Source organism: Streptomyces sp. NPDC030799, assembly GCF_055572255.1.
The window spans coordinates 65,337-82,836 of sequence record NZ_JBVIDS010000005.1 but is presented as its reverse complement, the minus strand read 5'-3'; the positions used below and the strand labels follow the sequence as shown (position 1 = coordinate 82,836).

Here is a 17,500-nt window from a genome sequence, read left to right as displayed (position 1 = left end):
GGCCTGCGGACGGGCGGGTGAGCGGTGCCGTCGCCGCCGTCATGCGGGGAGCCAACGCCGGACGCAGGCGATGAGGTCATGGGTGTCCACCGGCTTTGTGACGTAGTCGCTGGCGCCGGAGGCGAGGCTCTTCTCCCGGTCACCCTGCATCGCCTTGGCGGTGACGGCGATGATCGGCAGGTCGGCGTACTGCGGCATCTTGCGGATCTCGGCCGTTGCCGTGTACCCGTCCATCTCGGGCATCATCACGTCCATCAGCACGAGTTCGACGTCCGGGTTGTTCACGAGCGTCTCGATGCCCTTGCGACCGTTGTCGGCGTGCAGGACGCGGAAGCCGTGCAGTTCGAGGATGCCGCTGAGCGCGAACAGGTTCCGCGCGTCGTCGTCGACGACGAGGACGGTACGGCCGCGGGTGTGCTCGTCGGCGAAGTCCGCCGCCGCGTGCTGCGGTTCCTCGGTGCGGACCAGGGTGAGCACCTCCCCGGGCTCCTCGGCCGACAGGTGCAAGGCGATCCGCTCCCGCAGCTCGTCCAGGCTGGACAGGTACTCCAGCGAGCCGCCCGGCTCCCCAGCCGGGTGCTCGGCACGCAGGGAGCTGTGCACCAGCACGGGGACGCCCGAGAGGGCCGAGTCCGCGCGCAGTGCCTCGAGGAACCGGGCCGACTCCCCGTCCGGCAGCCCCAGGTCCACGACGACACAGTGGCACGGCTCGGCAGCGAGGGCGCCGGCCGCCTCTTGGGCGCCGACCGCGGTGATGATGTCGACGGCCACGCCGGCGCCGTCGGCGCGGCTGTGCCGGAGGTCGCCGACCACGCTCTCGGCAACGAGCGTCAGCAGGCCGCGCGGCCGCTCCTCGACGATCAGCAGCCGGCGCGCACGCTGCCTCTTCCCGCTGCCGAGCGGCGCCGCTGCCGTCGGCTCTCCCCCGGTCGCTCCGTCCGTTCGCTCCGGTTCGGCCGCCTTCGGCACCGTGCGTCCACTGCGCAGGAGCGTGTCGAAGTCGGGCCGGGCGACGGGCAGGAAGAGCGTGAAGGTGCTGCCCTTGCCCGGTGTGCTGTCGACGGCGACGGCGCCGCCGAGCAGGTGGGCGATCTCCCGGGTGATGGACAGGCCGAGCCCGGTGCCGCCGTACTTGCGGCTCGTGGTGCCGTCCGCCTGCTGGAACGCGCCGAAGACGGACTCCAGTTGCTGTTCCGGAATCCCGATGCCGGTGTCCTTCACGCGGAACGCGACGACCGCGCCGCCGCGCATCACCTCCTCGGGCACCTCGTCGTCGGCAGCGGGCTCCACGCGCAGTTCGACACTGCCCTGTTCGGTGAACTTCACCGCGTTGGAGAGCAGGTTGCGCAGGATCTGCCGCAGCCGGGAGTCGTCGGTGAGCAGGTCGGCGGGTGCGCCGGCGGCCGTGCTGACGGTGAACTCCAGGCTCTTCTGCGAGGTCATGGGCCGGAAGGTGGCCTCGACGTACTCGAGCAGCTGCCTCAGCGACACCCGCTCGGGGGTGACGTCCATCTTGCCGGCCTCGACCTTGGACAGGTCAAGGATGTCGTTGATCAGCTGAAGCAGGTCCGAGCCGGCCGAGTGGATGATGCCCGCGTACTCCACCTGCTTCGGGGTGAGGTTGCGCGACGGGTTCTGGGCGAGCAGCTGGGCGAGGATGAGCAGGCTGTTGAGCGGGGTGCGCAGCTCATGGCTCATGTTGGCGAGGAACTCGGACTTGTACTTGGAGGCGAGCGACAATTGCTGGGCCCGCGCCTCGAGTTCCTGCCGAGCTTGCTCGATCTGCAGGTTCTTCGCCTCGATGTCCCGGTTCTGCTCGGCCAGCAGCGAGGCCTTCTCCTCCAGTTCGGCGTTGGACTGCTGGAGCTCCTCCTGCCTGACCTGCAACTCCGCCGAACGCGATTGCAGTTCACTGGTCAGCCGCTGCGACTCCTCCAGGAGTTCGTCGGTGCGGGCGTTGGCGACGATCGTGTTGACGTTGACGCCGATGGTGTCCACCAGCTGCTGCAGGAAGTCCCGCTGGACCGCGGTGAACCGGGTGACGGACGCCAGCTCGATGACGCCGAGGAGTTGCTCCTCGAACACGATGGGCAGCAACAACAGCGCGGTCGGCTCGATCCGTCCGAGTCCGGACGAGATGGTGACGTAGCCGGGCGGCAGCTCGTCCACCGCGATGGTACGGCGGCTGCGCGCGGCCTGGCCGACCAGGGAGCGGCCGAACGGGATGACGGCGGGCCGGGTGTCCTCCTCGGGCCGGCCGTAGGAGCCGACGAGCCGCAGCCCGGGTCCCGACGGGCCGTCCTCGGCGAGGTAGAAGGCCCCGTACTGGGCCAGGACCAGGGGCGCCAGCTCGTCCATGATGAGTTCGGCGACGACGGGCAGGTCGCGGTGACCCTGCATGAGGCCGGAGATCCGGGCGAGGTTCGTTTTCAGCCAGTCCTGTTCCTGGTTGGCCCGGGTGGTCTCGCGCAGCGACTCCACCATGGAGTTGATGTTGTCCTTGAGGTCGGCCACCTCACCGGAGGCGTCGACGGTGATGGACCGGGTCAGGTCGCCCTCGGCGACGGCGCTGGCCACGTCGGCGATGGCACGCACCTGCCGGGTGAGGTTCCCGGCGAGTTCGTTGACGTTCTCCGTGAGGCGCTTCCAGGTGCCGGAGACGCCCTCCACCTCGGCCTGACCGCCGAGCCGCCCCTCGGTGCCCACCTCGCGGGCCACTCGGGTCACCTCGTCCGCGAAGGCGGAGAGCTGGTCGACCATCGTGTTGATGGTGGTCTTCAGTTCGAGGATCTCGCCGCGCGCGTCGACGTCGATCTTCTTCGACAGGTCGCCCTTGGCCACGGCCGTCGTCACCAGCGCGATGTTGCGCACCTGGCCGGTGAGGTTGTTGGCCATGGAGTTGACGTTGTCGGTCAGGTCCTTCCAGGTACCGGCCACGTTGGGCACGTGGGCCTGCCCGCCGAGCCGGCCCTCGGTGCCCACCTCGCGGGCCACCCGGGTCACCTCGTCCGCGAACGCCGACAGAGTGTCGACCATGGTGTTGATGACGTCGGCGAGGGCGGCGACCTCGCCCTTGGCCTCGACGGTGATCTTCTGCGAGAGGTCGCCCTTGGCCACGGCGGTGGCGACCTGGGCGATCGAACGGACCTGGCCGGTGAGGTTGGAGGCCATCACGTTGACGTTGTCGGTCAGGTCCTTCCAGGTGCCGGCGACCCCGCGCACCTGCGCCTGCCCGCCGAGCCGGCCCTCGGTACCGACCTCGCGGGCCACCCGGGTCACCTCGTCCGCGAACGCCGAGAGCTGGTCCACCATCGTGTTGATGGTGTTCTTCAGCTCCAGGATCTCGCCGCGCGCGTCCACCGTGATCTTCTGGGACAGGTCACCCTGCGCCACGGCCGTGGCCACCTGGGCCACGTTGCGCACCTGGGCCGTCAGGTTCCCGGCCATGAAGTTCACCGAGTCCGTCAGGTCCCGCCAGGTGCCCTTGACGCCCTTGACGTCCGCCTGGCCGCCCAGCCGGCCCTCGGTACCGACCTCGCGGGCCACCCGGGTCACCTCGTCCGCGAACGCCGAGAGCTGGTCCACCATCGTGTTGATGGTGTTCTTCAGCTCCAGGATCTCGCCGCGCGCGTCCACCGTGATCTTCTGGGACAGGTCACCCTGCGCCACGGCCGTCGTCACCTGGGCGACATTGCGCACCTGGGCGGTGAGATTCCCGGCCATGAAGTTGACCGAGTCCGTCAGGTCGCGCCAGACGCCGGCGACGCCGGGAACCTGTGCCTGTCCGCCGAGCCGGCCCTCGGTGCCCGCCTCGCGGGCCACCCGGGTCACCTCGTCCGCAAAGGCCGAAAGCTGATCGACCATCGTGTTGACGGTCTCCTTCAGCTGAAGGATCTCGCCACGCGCGTCGACGTCGATCTTCTGGGACAGGTCACCCTTGGCCACCGCCGTGGCGACCTGGGCGATGTCACGGACCTGGGTGGTGAGATTGCCCGCCATCGCGTTGACGGAGTCGGTCAGGTCGGCCCAGGTGCCGGAGACCCCGGGCACCCGTGCCTGCCCGCCGAGGGTGCCCTCGGTGCCCACCTCGCGGGACACGCGGGTGACTTCGGAGGTGAACACGGACAACTGGTCGACCATGCCGTTGAAGACGGTGGCGATGTCCCCCATGAGCCCGGTGGAGTCGTCCGGCAACCGGGTGCCGAAGTCTCCGTCGCGCACCGCGGTCAGCCCCGCGAGCAGTCTTCTCAGTTCCTCATCACCCGGGACCACGTCCGTCGTCCCGCTAGCCCTGCCGGCCATGCACACCCTCGTTCCACTCCCCAGGAGCCCTCGTGCGGAAGGCTCGGAACCACTGCCGGGCACACGGCCTGACCCGGCGGCTGGCATGTGCATTTCCGCAGTTCACGGACGTGCACGATGAGAAAGTACGCCGCAGGTTAACCCGACTGCACCGGCTCGGACAAAGCATTCGGCCAACCTTCGACGATCATGAAAATCACCCGGGGAGACGGGAATGAGGCCGGATCAGCCGGGTATCCGAAAGGGTTTGTCCAAGGCGGTCGGGCGGCGCTTCTCCCCCGTCCCCGCGATGCGCGTCCGGGCCCCGCCGGACGCCCAGTCGGGCGGGGTCTCCCCGTCCACCACGAACTCCAGCACCGTGGGCCCCGGCTGGGCGAGCACGTCGGCCCAGACCGAGGCGACGTGCCGGGGCCGGTCGCAGCGGACCGCCGGCAGACCCGCCAGCCGCGCCCACTCGGCGTACGGCATGGCGGGGACCTCGGCGGACAGCGGGATCAGCGGATCGCCGGCCGCGGCGCGGCGTTGCCAGGTCAGCCGGTTCAGGTCGCCGTTGTTCAGCACGCAGAACACCAGCGGGGGAAGACCGGCCAGCCGGTCCGAATGGCGGCGGACCGTGATGAGTTCGTTCAGGCCGCCGCTCTGGAAGGCGCCGTCGCCGACGAGGGCGACGACCGGGCGGTCGGGGGCGGCGAAGCGGGCGGCGACGGCGTAGGGCACGGCCGCGCCCGGCATGGCCAGCCGGCCGGACAGCAGCGCGCGCATCCCGCCCCGGAGCCGGAGGTGGCGGATCCACCAGTCCAGCGAGGTCCCCGAGTCGGTGACGACGACGGCCCGGTCGGGCAGCCGCTCGGACAGCTCGGCGACCACGGCACGCGGGTTGACGGACGTACCGAAGTAGCGGCCGGCCTTGGTGTGTCCCTCGGCCCGCCAGGCCCGCACCGCGTCCTCGACCCGCGTGCGCCAGGTACGGTCGGCGGCGCGGTGCAGCAGCGGGATGAGCGCTTCGAGGGCCGCGGTGGCGTCGCCGTTGACCCGCACCGCCGCACGTGCTCGGTCCAGGGGGCAGTCGGCCGGTTCGGGATCGACCGTGACGATCCGGCACCGGTCGGGGCCGGGCACCAGCGCGGGGTCCAGGTCCTCCGCGCCGACAAGCAGCAGGGTGTCGCACTCCCGCAGCAGCGCGGCGGCGGCCTCGCTGCCGAGGGTGCCCGCCACGCCCGTGAGGTACGGCAGGTCGTCGGGCAGGGCGTCACGGGCCAGGGCCGTCGTGGCGACACCCGCGCCGAGCAGCGCCGCCACGCCCACCGCCGGCCCGGACGCGGCGCGCCCCGCGTTGCCCACGACCACGGCCGGTTTCCCGGCGCCGTCCAGAACTTCGGCCGCGCGCCGGACGTCCCCCTCGCCGGGGGTGTGCACCGGCGGGCGGAAGTCGACGGGTACCGCGCCGTCCGGCCCGTCGGGCGCCGGCGCCGCGAGGACATGGCGGGGTACGACGAGGCCCGCGACGCCCCGGTCGGTGAGCGCGGCCCGCACGGCCCGGTTCAGGGCGTCACCCATCAGCTCCGGCGCGGAGACCTCCTCGCAGAAGACACAGACCTCCGCCAGATGGCGCACGATCCGTCCGCCAGGACGACGGGCGCTCGCCGTGTCCCCCACGACGGCGAGCACCGGAGCCCGGTCCGCCGCCGCGTCCCACAGCCCGCCCAGCAGCCGCAGCGCGCCCGCGCCGGGCGGGGCGAGGCAGCAGCCGAGGCGGCCGGTGAGCTTGGCGTCGGCGCACGCCATGAGGGCGGCGGACTCCTCGCCACGCGTCTGCACGAACCACGGCGCCGCCGGCCCGCCGCCGAGGGCGCCGACCAGCGGATCGACCTCCACTCCCGGCACGCCGTAGACCCGCTCCGCGCCCCAGGCCCGCAGCCGGACGGCGAGCATATCGGCCACGTTCACCACGCCGGCCTCCTCACACCGGGACACCTGTCCGGGCGCCGGGTAGCCGCGCGCCGGTCCGGGCAAACGGACAACGGCACCGGGTACCCCGTCCGACCGTGCCGTTTCGAGCGAGCGGAGCAAGGGCACCCGTGCCAGGCTCGGGACAGAGCAACCGAGAGTGAGGGGCCCGGCACGGGCGGAAGGCGGGCGCGGTGGCGGTGTCCGAGGAGCGGCGGTCGGTCCGGAACGAGGGACGCGGTGAGCGCCTGGTGTCGGCGCTGGACAAGCGGCTGCCGGTCGCCTCGGCCGGCAAGGAGTTCCTCCGCAAGGCCTTCCCGGACCACTGGTCCTTCCTGCTGGGCGAGCTGGCGCTGTACAGCCTGCTGGTGCTGGTGCTGACGGGCGTCTGGCTGACGTTCTTCTTCCACCCGGACATGACGGAACGGCCGTACACCGGCTCGTATCTGCCGCTGCGCGGCACGATGACCTCCGAGGCGTATGCGTCGGTGCTGCACATCAGCTTCGACGTGCGCGGGGGCCTGCTGGTCCGGCAGGTGCACCACTGGGCGGCGCTGGTGTTCGTGGCGGCGATCGGGGTGCACCTGCTGCGGATCTTCTTCACCGGCGCGTTCCGGCGGCCTCGGGAGGTCAACTGGACGGTCGGGGTGACCCTGTTCCTGCTGTCCCTGCTGGAGGGCTTCTGCGGCTACTCGCTCCCCGACGACCTGCTGTCCGGCACCGGTCTGCGCACCTCCCAGGGCATCGTGCTGTCGATCCCTGTCGTGGGCACATATCTGTCGTTCTTCATTTTCGGCGGCCAGTTCCCGGGGCACGAGATCATCTCCCGGCTGTACGTGATCCACATCCTGCTGGTGCCCGGCCTGCTGCTGGCCCTCGTCGGGATGCATCTGACGTACATCGTGGTCCACAAGCACACCCAGTGGGCGCAGCCCGGCCGCACCAACCGGAACGTGATCGGCAAGCCACTGGTCCCGCAGTACTCCGCCAAGTCCGCAGGCCTGTTCTTCGTCCTGGCGGGCATCCTCACCCTGATGTCGGCTCTGTTCCAGATCAATCCGGTCTGGGCCTTCGGGCCGTACCGCGCGGACCATGTGTCGCTGGACGCGCAGCCCGACTGGTACGTCGGCTACCTGGAGGGCGCGCTGCGGCTGATGCCGGCGGCGGAGACGAACATCGCCGGACACACGATCGTCTGGGACGTCCTCCTGCCGGGCGTGATGCTGCCCGCGGTGCTGTTCCTGATCCTGTACGGCTATCCGTTCTTCGAGCGCTGGCTCACCGGCCCGCAGCCCGAGCAGCACCTGTGCGACCGGCCGCGCAACCAGCCGACGCGTACCGCGCTGGGCGCGGCGGCCGTCTCGGCGTACGGGGTGCTGCTGATGGCGGGCGGACAGGACGTGCTGGCCTACAAGTTCGGCCTGCCGGTGGAGTTGCTGACACGTGCCTTCCGTACGGCGCTGTTCGTGGTGCCGTTCCTGACGTACCACGCCACCAAACGCGCCTGTCTGGGCCTGCAGGCGGCGGACCGGCGGCGGCTGCTGGACGGCGAGACGACGGCGGAGGTGCGGCGCACGGCGGGTGGCGGCTACGAGGAGGCGCACACCCTGCTGTCCCGCGAGGAGGCCTATCGCATCCTCGTGCGCGACACGCCCCGGCCGCGCGCCGAGGGCACGGAGGCCTGGCGCTGGTTCCGCAAACACCGGCTGCGCAACGCCCTCAGCCGCTGGTACTTCGCCAAGAGCGTGGAGATGCCGGCCACCGCCTGGCAGAAACACCGGGTGGAGGTCGTGCGGGCGGCGCCGGGCGAGGTACCCGGGGAGGGCGAGGAGTGATGGGCGAGGAGGTACGGGGATGAGCGAGGGCGACGAGGTCCGCGGAAACCTGCTGTACGGCCCGCAGCCGGACGTGGCCGGTGACTCCGGCTGGCCGGGCGCCCCGCCGCGGATGGGCTTCTTCACCGACACCTCCGTGTGCATCGGCTGCAAGGCGTGCGAGGTGGCCTGCAAGGAGTGGAACGCCATCCCGGAGGACGGCCTCGAACTGACCGGCATGTCCTACGACAACACCCAGGGGCTGGGTGCCGACACATGGCGGCACGTGGCCTTCATCGAGCAGCGCAAGCCGTTCGGCGGACAGGAGCCCGGGGTCGCGCACGAGGACGTCGACGTGTTCGCCGCCGCCGCGCGCCTCGGCACCGATGACGCCTCTCCCGGTCCCGGCGCCACCACTCCCCCGCCCGGCCGGGCCCCCGGGGGCGCGCCCGCCGGGCAGATCTCTCCCGTCTCCCCCGACGGCCGCACCGAGCTGCGCTGGCTGATGGCCTCGGACGTGTGCAAGCACTGCACGCATGCGGCGTGCCTGGACGTGTGCCCGACCGGGGCGCTGTTCCGCACCGAGTTCGGCACGGTCGTCGTGCAGGAGGACATCTGCAACGGCTGCGGCTACTGCGTGCCCGCCTGCCCGTACGGCGTCATCGACCAGCGCGAGGACGACGGCCGGGTGTGGAAGTGCACGCTGTGCTACGACCGGCTCGGCGTCGGCATGGAGCCCGCCTGTGCCAAGTCCTGCCCCACGGACTCCATCCAGTTCGGCCCGCTGGAGGAGCTGCGCGAGCGGGCCCGGGCCCGGGTGGCGCAGCTGCACGCGGCCGGCGTGACCGACGCCCGGCTGTACGGCGAGAGCCCCGAGGACGGGGTCGGCGGCGACGGGGCGTTCTTCCTGCTGCTGGACGAGCCGGAGGTCTACGGCCTGCCCCCGGACCCGGTGGTCACCACCCGGGACCTGCCCGACATGTGGCGGCACGCGGCCCTGGCCGCCGCCTCCCTGGCCGCACTCGCCGTCGGCAGTTTCGTACGGAGGCCGCGATGAGCGAGTCGGACGTCACGCGGAACGGCGTACAGGGCGCGCGGCCCGGCCGGGAGGCGACGACGGGCGCGCACGCGGGTCGCCGCCGGCGTCGGCGCGGGCGGGGCGAGCAGCCGATGGTGCCGGACGCCGCCTTCTCGTCGTACTACGGCAAGCCCGTGCTCAACAAGCCGACATGGAAGCCCCTGGACATCGCGGGCTATCTCTACCTGGGCGGCCTGGCCGGGGCGTCGTCGCTGCTCGCGGCCGGGGGCCAGGTCACCGGCCGGCCGGGGCTCGCGGCACCGGCGAAGCTCGGGGCGGCCGGGGCCATCTCGCTCTCGCTGGCCGCGCTGGTGCACGACCTGGGCCGCCCGGCACGCTTCCTGAACATGCTGCGGGTCCTCAAGCCGACCTCCCCCATGAGCGTGGGTTCCTGGCTGCTGGCGGGGTACGCGCCGCTGACGCTGACCGCGGCGGCCACCGAGGTGACGGGCCGCTGCCGGCTGCTGGGCTCGGCGGCGACGGCGGCCGGCGCCGTCCTCGGCCCGGCGGTGGCGACGTACACCGCAGTCCTGCTCTCGGACACGGCGGTGCCCTCCTGGCACGAGGGCTACCGCGAACTGCCGTTCGTGTTCGCGGGTTCCGCCGCCACGGCCGCGTCCGGTCTGGCCCTGGCGGCGGCTCCGACCGCTCAGGCGGGGCCCGCGCGCCGGATGGCCGTCCTCGGGGCCGCGCTGGAGCTCGGGGCCTTCCGGACGATGAAGCGGCGCATGGGACTGGCCGCCGAGCCCTTCGAGCGGGGCGGGCCGCACCGGTTGCTGCGCGCGGCGGAGCTGCTGACGGCGGGCGGCGCGGCCCTCGCCCTGTTCGGCGGACGGGACCGGCGCCCCGCCCTGGCGGCCGGAGCCGCCCTGCTCACCGGCTCGGCGGCCCTGCGCTTCGGCGTCTTCCACGCCGGGGTGGCCTCCGCCGAGGACCCCAAGTACACGGTCGTACCACAGCGCGAACGGCTCGCCGCACGCGGCCACTGACCTACTCGGCCCCGAGCCGGGCCGCCAGGTCGGGCAGCGAGGTGGCGGTCAGGCCGGCGGGGTGCGCCACCGAGGGGTAGGGGTGCGATGTCCGGCGCAGCCAGGCGGTGGTCAGGCCCGCGCGGGCGGCGCCGTCGATGTCCCACGGATGCACCGAGACCAACAGGGCCTCACCGGCGGTCACTCCCACGGCGTCCAGGGCGTAGGCGTAGGCCTCGCGCGCGGGCTTCCAGCGGCCCGGGCCCGCCACGTCCAGGTGGGTGGTGAAGCACTCGGTCAGTCCGGCCCTGTCCAGCACCGCGCGGGTGGTGTCGGCCGAGCCGTTCGTCAGGGTGGCGAGTCGGAAGCCGGCCGTGTGAAGGGCACGTACCCCTTGGGGCACGTCCGGGTGCAGGGGCAGCTCCCGCAGTCCGGCGAGGACGTGGGCCGCGGCCTGTTCCGGGTCGGTGGCGCCCTCTTCTCCGGCCACCAGCGCCCGCAGTCCGTCCCCGGCGACGGCGGCGAAGGACGCGTGGCCGCCGGCGAGGGTGAGGGCCACGCCGTCGCGCAGCACTCCGGCGAACCAGGTGGCGAGGAGATGGCCGGGCAGACCGACGTGCTCCAGACGGGCGGCGAGCGGGGCCATGTCGGTGAGTGTTTCGTTGACGTCGAACAGCAGGACGCGGGGGCGCAGGTCAGCGGGCATATCGGTCACCTCCGTGCGCGGGCAGGGCCGGGCTCTGTGCCTCGCGCTCCTCCCGGTTCACCCAGGACCAGGTGAGGGCCGCCGCCGCGACACCGAGGGGCAGCATGCCGACGATCATGGCGAGGCCGGCCGCCGAGTGGCCCGTGGCGACGACACCCACGGCGGGCAGGTCCAGCAGGGGTGTGGCGAGGAACAGATACAGACAGCGGCCGGGGTCGTCCAGGCGGTGCCGGGTGCGGGCGGCGACCGGGAGCCAGAACAGCACGGCGGCCGCCAGGAGGACCGGTTCGGTGACGAAGGCGCCACCGGGAGCACGCAGGCCGGCGAACGCGCCGAGTACGGCCCACGCGTGGACCAGCACCAGCAGGGGCAGGGCCACGGGCGCGGGCACGCTGATCCGCTCCCACAGCGGGGAGCGCCGCAGGACATGGACCACGCCCGGGACCACGGCGGCGGCCAGCAGCGCGGAGGCGGCCATCGGGACGACGGACATGTGCGCCATATGGTCCATCCCGCGTCACCTCTCCCGGGCCGTCGTGCCCCGCACCGCCATGGCCGCCGACACGGCCAGCAGAGGTACGGCGACGACCAGCAGCCAACGGCCGTAGACGAAGCAGAGCGCCGCGAGCAGCAGGCCGAACGCGGCGGGCGGGACCGCGCCCCCGCCCCGGTCCGGGACGTGGTAGCGGACGTGCTGGTCGGGCGCCCTGCGCGAGGACAACAGCACGAGCAGTGCCGCCAGTTCGAGGACGAGGACGACTCCGCCCCACAGCCAGAAGACCAGCGCGCTCTCGCCGTAGACCGCGAGCACGGCGAGGAGGACGCCGTTCAGCAGGCCCCAGCCGGCGACCAGCACGGCGGACAGGTGCCGTTTCATGTGCCGCTCCTCTCCCGCCGCCTCAGGTCGAGCAGCGGGGCGAAACTGCTGACGGGCACGAGCGGGCGGTCGGCGGGGAAGTTGAGGCGCGGCGGGGGTGAGGTGGTGGTCCACTCCAGGGTGTGCGCCTCCCACGGGTCGTCACCGGCCGGCTCGGCCCGCCCGAGTGAACGCCTGCGCAGTGTCCGGAGCACATTGACGGCGAACACGGTCATGCCGGCCGCGAGGAAGGCGGCGCCGATGCTCGCCAGCAGATTGAGCAGTCCGAAGCCGTCGAAGACGGCGTAGGTGGCGACCCGGCGTGGCATGCCGAGGTAGCCGAGGGCGAACATCGGCAGGAAGGCCAGGTTGGTGCCGATCACCAGCAGCCAGAAGTGCAGCCGGCCCAGGCCCTCGTCGAGGAGCGTGCCGGTGACCTTCGGGAACCAGAAGTAGACGGCCGCGAAGAGACCGAAGGCGCTGCCCGCGAACAGCACGTAGTGCAGGTGGGCCACGACGAAGTAGCTGTCGGTGACGTGGTAGTCGATCACCGGGGTGCCGACCATGATCCCGGTGAGGCCGCCGATCAGGAACTGCGGGATGAACGCCAGCGCGAACAGCATGGGCGTGCGCAGCCGGAGCCGGCCGCCGAGGATCGTGCCGAGCATGCCGAAGTACTCCACGCCCGCGGGGACGAGCAGGGCGATGGAGGTCAGGGAGTAGTAGTCGTTGGCGGCCTGGCCGGTGGCGAACATGTGGTGGCCCCACACGCTCATCGACAGCGCGGCGAACACCAGCAGCGACAGCGCGGTGCCCTTGTAGCCGAAGAAGCGGCGGCCGGAGAACACGGCCAGCACCTCGGCGACGGCGGCGAGATAGGGGAAGAACATCACGTACACGACCGGGTGGCCGTAGAACCAGAAGAGGTGCTGGTAGCCGATGTTCCACACGTTGGACGCGAAGACGGAGGCGTCGGCGCGGCCCACGGCGAGCAGGATGAGCGCGGCGAGCAGGGCCGGGAAGGCGCCGATCACCATCAGACAGGTGGCGATCATCGCCCAGCAGAACACGGGCAGCCGCAGCATGGTCATCCCGCGGGTGCGGCGGCGCAGGACGGTCCACAGCACCGCCCAGCCCATGAGGATGGTGCCGGTGACGGCGAGGAGGACGCCCGCGATCCACAGATCCGTGCCGGCGCCCGGCGAGTGCTCGCTGTCGGCCATCGGCGGGTAGGAGAACCAGCCGTCGGCGTGCGCCCCGGTGGGTGTGGCGAAGCCGGCGAGCATGGTGAGCGCGCCGAGGACGTAGAGCCAGTGGCCGAGGAGGGTGAGGCGGGGCAGCGCGATGGCGGGGGCGCCGATCTGCAGGGGCACCAGGTAGACGCCCATGCCGAGGGCGAACGGCGTCATGACCAGGTAGATCATCCCGGAGCCGTGGACGGTGAACAGCTGGTCGTAGGTCTGCGGGGTGAGGAGATTCTCGTCGGGCTGGGCGAGCTGACTGCGCATGAGCAGGGCGAACACGCCGTAGACCAGCAGGAGGACCAGGGATGTGCCGACGGTCAGCAGGCCGATGCGCTTGTGGTCGGTGGTGGTGACCCAGCCGAGCCAGCTGCCCGGCGGGACGGGACGGCCGGCGTCGTCGCGCTGACCGGCGGCGGGCGGCGCGACCGTCATACGGCACCGGTCCCGCCGTGCACCCAGCGGTCGTAGTCCCGGGGCGGGACCGCCTTGATCCAGAAGTCCATGGCGTAGTGCCGCTGCCCGCAGAACTCCGCGCACCTGCCGCGCCAGCGGCCCTCCCGGTCCAGGGTGAGGGTGAAGGTGTTCTCGTGGTGCGGGAAGGCGTCCATCTTGTAGCGCAGGTCCGGCACCCAGAAGGAGTGGATGACGTCCCGCGCGGTGACGCGGAACTGCACGGTGCGCCCGGTCGGTACGACGAGCGTCGGGATGTCCTTGCCCTTGCAGGTGCCGGAGACGCGGCGGTGGGCCGGGGACTGCGGATAGCCGAAGGTCCAGCACCACTGGAAGCCGGTGATGTCCACGCGCAGGGGCCCGGGGTCGGCCGTGTGCTGTTCCTCGTGGTTCTGCCAGGCGGTCCAGGCCACCAGGAAGACGGCGAAGGCGACGAGGGCTCCGACGTAGAAGGCCTCCAGCCGGGGGCGCTCGGGCCGGTCGGAGGCTTCGGTGCGCCGTCTCACCAGCGCCCGGACGAGCACGCCGAGGATCACCAGGAACACGCCGCCGGCGACGATCCACTCCAGCGTGAAGACGGTCCCGAAGACATGACGTTGCCTCACCGCGCCGCCGCCCACGCCTCGATGACCCTGACGCTCATGCGATCACTCCCGTCACCTCACTCAGGGCCGCAACCAACCGGACATTACGATCATCGGGTACGGTCCGTGCGCCGACACACCAGCGCCGGGGTTTCCCGGCTGGGGGGACTCACACCTGCCGGTGCCGTTTGGCCCCGCCCGGCCGGGGTACTCCGCGGCTCACCAGGGCGCGAGATGCCGTGGCCGCGCGCATGCGGGAAAATCAGGGGACCGGGCGGAAGGAGTGGTCGTGGGCGTACGCACCTGGATCGACTCCTGGCCGGTCTACCGCCAGCTGACGGGCACCGACCCGCTGGGCCGGGGCGCTGCCGCGAAGAGCGGGCGCAGTGAGCGTCTGCAGCCCCGGGTGGCCACGGCCGACCGCGTGGTGAAGTCCGTCTGCCCGTACTGTGCGGTGGGCTGCGGCCAGAACGTCTACGTCCAGGACGAGCAGGTCACCCAGATCGAGGGCGATCCGGACTCCCCCATCTCGCGCGGCCGGCTGTGCCCCAAGGGCGCGGCGAGCCTGCAGCTGACGACCGGCGACGCACGCGAGCACCAGGTCCTCTACCGGCGTCCGCACGGCACCGAGTGGGAGCGCCTGGACCTCGACACGGCGATGGACATGATCGCCGACCGGGTGATCGAGGCGCGCAGGGCCGGCTGGGAGTGGGAGGTCGACGAGACCCGCACCCGGCGCACGCTCGGCATCGCCAGCCTCGGCGGGGCCACGCTCGACAACGAAGAGAACTACCTGATCAAGAAGTTGTTCACCGCGCTGGGAGCGATCCAGATCGAGAACCAGGCGCGTGTTTGACACTCCTCCACCGTTCCCAGTCTGGGAACGTCGTTCGGACGCGGCGGCGCGACCACCTTCCAGCAGGACCTGCAGAACGCGGACTGCATCGTCATCGAGGGCTCGAACATGGCCGAGTGCCATCCGGTCGGGTTCCAGTGGGTGATGGAGGCCAAGGCGCGGGGCGCGAAGGTGATCCATGTCGATCCGCGCTTCACCCGCACCAGCGCGCTCGCGGACCTGCACGTCCCGCTGCGTGCGGGCAGCGACATCGCCTTCCTCGGCGGGATCATCCACTACGTCCTCACGCACGAGAAGTACTTCCGCGACTACGTCGTGGCGTACAGCAACGCCCCGGTGATCCTGCGGGAGGACTTCCGCGACACCGAGGACCTGGCGGGTGTCTTCTCCGGTCTCGACGCCGACAGCCGCTCCTACGACAACAGCAGCTGGCAGTACGAGGGCACCGAGATCCAGGCGGCCTCCGGCGAGCGCGACCAGGAGTACGAGGAGCGCACCGGCGGCGGCAGTTCGGTGACCGAGGCGGCGCGCGGCGAGGCGCACGGTTCCGGCGGCGCGGTGATCGGCGAGGGCGAGCCCGAGCGGGACGAGACGCTCACCCATCCGCGCTGTGTCTTCCAGGTGCTCAAGCGGCACTACGCCCGCTACACACCGGAGATGGTCGAGCAGGTCTGCGGGGTGCCGCAGGATCTGTTCCGGCAGGTGTGCGAGCTGGTCACGGAGAACTCCGGGCGCGAGCGGACCACGGCGTTCGCGTACGCGGTCGGCTGGACGCAGCACACGGTCGGAGTGCAGTACATCCGGGCCGCCTGCGTGCTGCAGACCCTGCTCGGCAACATCGGCCGGCCGGGCGGCGGCATCCTCGCGCTGCGCGGACACGCCTCGATCCAGGGCTCCACGGACATCCCGACGCTGTTCAACCTGCTGCCGGGCTACATCCCGATGCCGCACGCCCACCAGAACCAGGACCTGGACGCCTTTGTGCAGGCCGAGGCGGCTCACAAGGGCTACTGGGGCAACATGCGCTCGTACCTGGTGAGTCTGCTCAAGGCGTACTGGGGCGAGGCGGCCACCGACGAGAACGACTTCTGCTTCGACTACCTGCCCCGGCTCACCGGCTCCCACTCCGCGTACGAGACGGCCATGGCCCAGCGGGAGGGCACCTGCAAGGGCTACTTCCTGTTCGGTGAGAACCCCGCGGTGGGCAACGCCAACTCCAAGCTGATGCGGCTCGGCATGGCGAACCTGGACTGGCTGGTGGTCCGCGACTTCTCGCTGATCGAGTCGGCGACCTGGTGGAAGGACGGCCCGGAGACCGAGACCGGGGAGCTGCGTACGGAGGACATCCGCACCGAGGTGTTCTTCCTGCCGGCCGCCGCGCACACCGAGAAGGACGGCAGCTTCACCAACACCCAGCGGCTGCTGCAGTGGCACCACCAGGCCGTCGAACCGCCCGGCGAGGCGCGCAGCGACCTGTGGTTCACGTACCACCTGGGGCGGATCATCCGGGAGAAGCTGGCCGGGTCCACCGACGAGATGGACCGCCCGGTGCTCGATCTGGCCTGGGGCTATCCGACGCGGGGGCGGCACGCCGAGCCGGACGCGGAGGCCGTCCTCGCCGAGATCAACGGCCATGACGCCGACGGCAACCCGCTCTCGTCGTACGAGCAGCTGAAGCCCGACGGCTCGACGACCTGCGGCTGCTGGATCTACTGCGGTGTCTACGCCGACGGCGTCAACCAGGCGGCCCGCCGCAAGCCCGGACGGGAGCAGGACTGGGTGGCGGCCGAGTGGGCGTGGGCCTGGCCCGCCAATCGGCGCATCCTGTACAACCGCGCCTCCGCCGATCCCGACGGCAGGCCGTGGAGCGAGCGGAAGGCGCTGGTGTGGTGGGACCCGGAGAAGGGCGAGTGGTCCGGGCACGACGTGCCCGACTTCAAGAAGGACAAGTCGCCCGATCACCGGCCGCCCGAGGACGCGACCGGCCCGGAGGCGCTGTCCGGTACGGACCCGTTCATCATGCAGGCCGACGGCAAGGCCTGGCTGTACGTGCCGTCCGGGCTCACCGACGGTCCGCTGCCGACCCACTACGAACCGCAGGACTCGCCGTTCCCGAACCTGCTCCACGACCAACAGCGCAACCCGGTACGGCAGTTGATGCCCACGGTGCGCGACAACCGCTACCAGCCGAGCGGTGACGAGCCCGGCGCGGAGGTGTTCCCGTACGTGGCCACCACCTACCGGCTGACCGAGCACCACACGGCGGGCGGCATGTCCCGCTGGCAGCCGTACCTGGCCGAGCTGCAGCCGGAGTTCTTCTGCGAGGTCTCCCCCGAGCTCGCGGCCGAACGGGGTCTGGAGCACACCGGGTGGGCGACGATCGTCAGCGCGCGCGGGGTGATCGAGGCGCGGGTGCTGGTGACCGACCGGATGGCGCCGCTGACCGTGCAGGGGCGGCGGCTGCACCAGGTGGGCCTGCCCTACCACTGGGGTCCCAACGGCTACAGCACCGGCGACGCGGCCAACGAACTGCTGCATCTCTCCCTGGACCCGAACACGCACATCCAGGAGTCGAAGGCGTTCGCCGTGGACATCCGCCCGGGCCGCCGGCCACGGGGCCCGGCGTCCGTGGAACTGGTGCGGGCCTACCGGATCCGGGCGGGCATCGACGAGCACACGGGCACGGAGCCCTGAG

11 protein-coding genes are annotated in these 17,500 nt (G+C 71.7%); 4 read left to right on the top strand and 7 right to left on the bottom strand.

The genetic code is table 11. The annotated features are described in order from the left end of the window. Positions 1-39: 39 nt before the first annotated feature. Together ACZ41I_RS13810 and ACZ41I_RS13805 are read right to left on the bottom strand one after the other, a co-directional pair. Complete coding sequence (locus ACZ41I_RS13810) at positions 40-4,302, bottom strand: HAMP domain-containing protein (RefSeq protein WP_468514141.1); 4,263 nt, start codon at positions 4,300-4,302, stop codon at positions 40-42. Between the two features lie 225 nt (positions 4,303-4,527). Beyond that, positions 4,528-6,249 (bottom strand): thiamine pyrophosphate-binding protein, encoded by a 1,722-nt coding sequence (locus ACZ41I_RS13805; RefSeq protein ID WP_468514140.1) that lies wholly within the window; start codon positions 6,247-6,249, stop codon positions 4,528-4,530. Between the two features lie 200 nt (positions 6,250-6,449). Between ACZ41I_RS13805 and qcrB the strand changes: the two genes are divergently transcribed. From qcrB to nrfD, 3 genes are read left to right on the top strand one after another with little or no spacing between them, the layout of a single operon-like run. Next, the gene (gene qcrB / locus ACZ41I_RS13800) at positions 6,450-8,084 is read left to right on the top strand and encodes a cytochrome bc1 complex cytochrome b subunit (protein ID WP_468514405.1); all 1,635 of its coding nucleotides are present in this window, start codon (positions 6,450-6,452) and stop codon (positions 8,082-8,084) included. Positions 8,085-8,103: 19 nt separating this feature from the next. Continuing rightward, complete coding sequence (locus ACZ41I_RS13795) at positions 8,104-9,120, top strand: 4Fe-4S dicluster domain-containing protein (protein ID WP_468514139.1); 1,017 nt, start codon at positions 8,104-8,106, stop codon at positions 9,118-9,120. Continuing rightward, on the top strand, positions 9,117-10,130 hold the full coding sequence (gene nrfD, locus ACZ41I_RS13790; RefSeq protein ID WP_468323989.1) for an NrfD/PsrC family molybdoenzyme membrane anchor subunit: 1,014 nt from the start codon (positions 9,117-9,119) through the stop codon (positions 10,128-10,130). The genes ACZ41I_RS13795 and nrfD overlap by 4 nt, the downstream gene beginning before the upstream one ends. A gap of 1 nt (position 10,131) precedes the next feature. Here the strand turns inward: nrfD and ACZ41I_RS13785 are convergent, their stop codons facing one another. Genes ACZ41I_RS13785 through ACZ41I_RS13765 form a run of 5 tightly spaced genes read right to left on the bottom strand, consistent with a single transcriptional unit; the run spans position 10,132 to position 13,970 of the window. Continuing rightward, positions 10,132-10,815 (bottom strand): haloacid dehalogenase type II, encoded by a 684-nt coding sequence (locus ACZ41I_RS13785; protein WP_468514138.1) that lies wholly within the window; start codon positions 10,813-10,815, stop codon positions 10,132-10,134. Continuing rightward, on the bottom strand, positions 10,805-11,326 hold the full coding sequence (locus ACZ41I_RS13780; protein WP_468514137.1) for a hypothetical protein: 522 nt from the start codon (positions 11,324-11,326) through the stop codon (positions 10,805-10,807). The genes ACZ41I_RS13785 and ACZ41I_RS13780 overlap by 11 nt, the downstream gene beginning before the upstream one ends. A gap of 6 nt (positions 11,327-11,332) precedes the next feature. Further along, complete coding sequence (locus ACZ41I_RS13775) at positions 11,333-11,692, bottom strand: hypothetical protein (protein WP_468514136.1); 360 nt, start codon at positions 11,690-11,692, stop codon at positions 11,333-11,335. Then, positions 11,689-13,347 (bottom strand): cytochrome c oxidase subunit I, encoded by a 1,659-nt coding sequence (locus ACZ41I_RS13770; RefSeq protein ID WP_468514135.1) that lies wholly within the window; start codon positions 13,345-13,347, stop codon positions 11,689-11,691. Before ACZ41I_RS13770 ends, ACZ41I_RS13775 begins: the two co-directional genes overlap by 4 nt. Continuing rightward, positions 13,344-13,970 carry a cytochrome c oxidase subunit II gene (locus ACZ41I_RS13765; protein WP_468514134.1) on the bottom strand — a complete coding sequence of 209 codons (627 nt, stop codon included), beginning with the start codon at positions 13,968-13,970 and terminating at the stop codon, positions 13,344-13,346. The genes ACZ41I_RS13770 and ACZ41I_RS13765 overlap by 4 nt, the downstream gene beginning before the upstream one ends. Positions 13,971-14,238: 268 nt before the next feature. Between ACZ41I_RS13765 and fdh the strand changes: the two genes are divergently transcribed. Continuing rightward, positions 14,239-17,499, top strand: a complete 3,261-nt coding sequence (fdh, locus tag ACZ41I_RS13760) for a formate dehydrogenase (protein WP_363219244.1) — start codon at positions 14,239-14,241, stop codon at positions 17,497-17,499. Position 17,500: the final 1 nt, after the last annotated feature.

Bases quoted from the DNA above. Each gene is read 5' to 3' on its own strand.
- ACZ41I_RS13810 (WP_468514141.1), bottom strand. From the start codon at position 4,302: ATGGCCGGCAGGGCTAGCGGGACGACGGACGTGGTCCCGGGTGATGAG.
- ACZ41I_RS13795 (WP_468514139.1), top strand. From the start codon at position 8,104: ATGAGCGAGGGCGACGAGGTCCGCGGAAACCTGCTGTACGGCCCGCAG.
- nrfD (WP_468323989.1), top strand. From the start codon at position 9,117: ATGAGCGAGTCGGACGTCACGCGGAACGGCGTACAGGGCGCGCGGCCC.
- ACZ41I_RS13785 (WP_468514138.1), bottom strand. From the start codon at position 10,815: ATGCCCGCTGACCTGCGCCCCCGCGTCCTGCTGTTCGACGTCAACGAA.
- ACZ41I_RS13780 (WP_468514137.1), bottom strand. From the start codon at position 11,326: ATGGACCATATGGCGCACATGTCCGTCGTCCCGATGGCCGCCTCCGCG.
- ACZ41I_RS13775 (WP_468514136.1), bottom strand. From the start codon at position 11,692: ATGAAACGGCACCTGTCCGCCGTGCTGGTCGCCGGCTGGGGCCTGCTG.
- ACZ41I_RS13770 (WP_468514135.1), bottom strand. From the start codon at position 13,347: ATGACGGTCGCGCCGCCCGCCGCCGGTCAGCGCGACGACGCCGGCCGT.